Annotated in this window: 2 protein-coding genes; both read right to left on the bottom strand. The window is 36.9% G+C overall.

Annotated elements, in window-relative coordinates; translation table 11 throughout:
- Positions 1-203: 203 nt before the first annotated feature.
- Positions 204-1982, bottom strand: coding sequence for a 3-hydroxyacyl-CoA dehydrogenase family protein (locus D6734_05905; GenBank protein RMF95262.1), 1779 nt, complete (start codon positions 1980-1982; stop codon positions 204-206).
- 88 nt (positions 1983-2070) lie between these two features.
- Positions 2071-2640: a nitroreductase family protein gene (locus D6734_05910; protein ID RMF95263.1), complete on the bottom strand. Its 570-nt coding sequence runs from the start codon at positions 2638-2640 to the stop codon at positions 2071-2073.
- Positions 2641-2744 lie beyond the last annotated feature (104 nt).

The raw sequence follows: 2744 nt of genomic DNA on the forward strand, positions 1-2744 counted from the left end.
AGTCCAAAGTTAAAATCAAAAAATCGATTCAGTAAATATCTTTTGCAAACAGAAATAGCGAAAGGTTTTTTGCACATTTTTAGGAATATTACGCTTCTCTATATTCTGCGAAAAAATATACGAAGAACAAATACAATGATTTTTCTAAAGAAAATTGCAAAATAAAAAAATGAAAACCAAGAGACAAGAGAAAAGTCCTTTCGTCAACAATTGTTATAGTTGTAAAAACCTTTCCCTCTTTTCCTGCCAATATATCCTGCCGCTATCATTCTTCTCAATAGGGACGGAGGTGCAAAATCAGGATCTCCAGTTTCAGCATACATAAATTCTCCAATCTGAAGAAGCACATCAAGGCCTATGAGATCCGAAACTTTGAAAGGTCCCATAGGGAAACCGGCACCGAGTACCATTGCTTTGTCAATATCCTCGATCGAAGCAAGCCCCTGATCGAATTTCCTGAATGCTTGAAAAAGATAGGGGATCAAAAGGCGATTTGAAATGAATCCCGGCACATCCTTTGAAACTACAGGAATTTTTCCTTCCGATTGGATAAATTTGCAAGCTTTGTCAATTACTGCATCAGTCGATTGCATTGCCTTGACAATCTCAACAACTTTCATAAGTGGAGCAGGATTGAAATAATGAATTCCGCACGCCCTTTCAGGCTTTTTCAGGGCTGAAGCAAGCTCTGTCAAAGGAATACAGGAAGTATTTGAAGCAATTATTGTATCATCTTCCACAACTTCTTCTATATTTGTAAATACCTTTTTCTTTAATTCTGCTTTTTCAAATACCGCTTCTATTACAATATCACAGCCCGATAAAACTGAAAAATCATCTGAGAGATTTATCCTCGCAATGATATTTCCTATTTCTTTTTTATCGATTTTTCCCTTTTCAGCTCTTCCTTTCACCATTCTTTCAATGAATGACAAACCATCTTTTCTTTGAGAATCATTCAACTCAACCACAGCAACTTCATATCCTGACTCCGAGGCAGTCTGTGCAATACCTCTACCCATAGTGCCAAAACCTACAACGCCAATTTTTCCAAAGGATGTCTTTATAGTTGAAACTTTTTCATCTTTTTTCTTCTCATCTGTAGTCCCAAATTCACCCTTTTTTTCGTAGACATAAAATCCTTTCCCACATTTTCTACCTACAAAACCACTTTGGGCATATTTCCTCAAAAGGTGTGGCGGTTTGTATCTTTTCTCTCCATATTCATTATATAGACTCTCGAGCACTGTAACCATTATGGGAAGCCCGGCAATGTCAATCATTTCAAGGGGACCTTTCGGAAGCCCAAATCCAAGACGGCAGAGAGCATCTATATCTTTGGCAGTTGCAGTTTTTTCTTCAAATATCCTGACTGCGTCAGCCCAAAAAGGCATCAATAATTGATTTACTATGTGTCCCGGCGCATCATTTGTAATCACATACTCTTTCCCGAGTTTTTTCACAAAGGAAAAGATTTCCTCCTTTACTTCATCTGAAGTCAACGGTGTAAAAGCGATTTCAACAAGCTTCATAAGAGGGGCAGGGTTGCAAAAGTGTATACCGACTACCTTTTCATGCCTTCGGCAACAAGATGCTATGGAAGTTACGGAAAGTGTTGAGGTATTCGTTATAAATATACAGTCAGGCTTTGCTATGGAATCGAGTTTTGCAAAAAAATCTCTTTTTACCTTCAAATCTTCATAAATTGCTTCAACTACCGCATCCGATTCTGCCAAATTTTCAATACTTGAAGTCCAATCTATATTTGAAAGATAAACTTCCTTTTCCTTCTCACTTATCTTTCCCCGTTTAACGCTTTGTGATAGGAATGCCTCAACATTTTTCTTTCCACGCAAAAGGGCATCTTCATCAATATCGTAAGCAGTAACAGGAAAACCTGATATAACAAGGGCTATGACTATGCCAGAACCCATTGTACCGATTCCAGCTACTGATGTTTTTTTTATTTTCAATCTATTCACTCGTCCTTTTATATTTAAAAATTTTTCAGCATAATTTTCATAATAAAATTAAAAAAATTCTTAGAAAATTCCATTTCAACTGAGAATATTATTCATCAAAGCCTATATACTCCACCCTTCCCTCTTTGCGTGGGGGAACAGGAGGTGACTGGTCTGGGTAGCCTATTGGAATTACGGCGATAAGCTCGAGCCCTTCGACTCCAAAAAATTTATCTATATCTTCTTTTACATTTACAGGTCCTGTCATCCAGCAAGCACCCAAACCTTTAGCGTAAAGGAGGAGAAGAAGGTTTTGGATGAATGCCGCAGCTCCTTGTATATCAGAAGTCAATTCTTCGCCTGAAGGAGTTGAATAAACAACCACCACGACAGGAGCGTTTCCAAGGGTTTTGAAGAAATTCTTTGTCCATTCTATGATACTTGGTTTAAAGACTTTTTTCAGGCGTGGCTCGATAAAAGGAAAGGATTCTGCACATATTTTTACTAACTGGTCCTTCTTTTTGCCTTTGAGCAGAAATATTTTCCAATTCTGTCTATTCATAGGAGATGGAGCCCATAAGGCAGTATCGATGATTTCTTTCAACAACGGCAAGGGGACATCTTTATCTTTGAATTTTCTTATGCTTCTTCTATTTTTTATTGCCTCTTCAATTTCCATACTATTATCTCCTTTTTTTTTTTTACCTCCTACCATAAACAGAAAAGCAGTCAATTTTTTTTAAAATATTTATTGACACAAAAAATGTAAAATTTATTATGGAA

It is taken from the genome of Candidatus Schekmanbacteria bacterium, from assembly GCA_003695725.1.
In the GTDB taxonomy this organism is placed as follows: domain Bacteria; phylum Schekmanbacteria; class GWA2-38-11; order GWA2-38-11; family J061; genus J061.